Raw genomic sequence first — 680 nt, 5'->3', positions numbered from 1 at the left:
ATTAAAATCTTATCTACAACTTTTTTAAATAAATCTTTGTTGTATGTATTCATTGTTTTAGGTGAATTTTTTATTAAATCAATCAGCTTTTCTGTTTCTCTGATTTCATAATTCATTTGGCTTTTTTCTATATATCTTACTTTTTCAATATTAAGTTCAATTATTTTCTGTTCAGTTAGATTTTTTTGTTGTATATAAAAAGCAGAGTCAATACACCTTTTTTGCATTAGCTGATTTAAGGTGTTGCTCTGCTTAATAAGTTCATCTATTTTGTTTTCATAATCCTTAATTACTTGATTTTCTCCATTATGCTCTTTTATGGCATATAGTGATTCAACCATAGGCACTAAAATTTTCTCATAATTATTTGATAACTTGTTCCACATTTTTACAAACAATTCTTTTATTAATTCTTCCTTTACAATATCCATATCACAATAATCTTTTGATATAATTCTATTTTTGCAAGTCCAAGTAATATCCTGTTTAGGCTTTACCTGTCTGTAAAACACATCACCACATTTGGAACATATAATCTTTCCCCTAAATTCTGTTACTTCATTTTTTTCATTTTTAGGTTTACAGGATAGCATAATCTGAACTGTTTCATATTCTTCTTTAGTGACTATTCCTTTGTGGTCATTTTCTATAAGTATCTGAGGAACTTCACCTTTATTTAT

At 26.3% G+C, this 680-nt stretch carries 1 protein-coding gene; it reads right to left on the bottom strand.

What is annotated here, in order from left to right:
* On the bottom strand, window positions 1–680 hold a 680-nt coding region (locus B5E58_RS13300; protein ID WP_206608593.1), incomplete at both ends, for a zinc ribbon domain-containing protein.

This window comes from Tyzzerella sp. An114 (genome assembly GCF_002161055.1).
GTDB classification, from domain to species: Bacteria; Bacillota; Clostridia; order Lachnospirales; family Anaerotignaceae; genus Fimicola; species Fimicola cottocaccae.
Note: the sequence above shows the minus strand (reverse complement) of the source record. Positions and strands in the feature narration are given on the sequence as shown.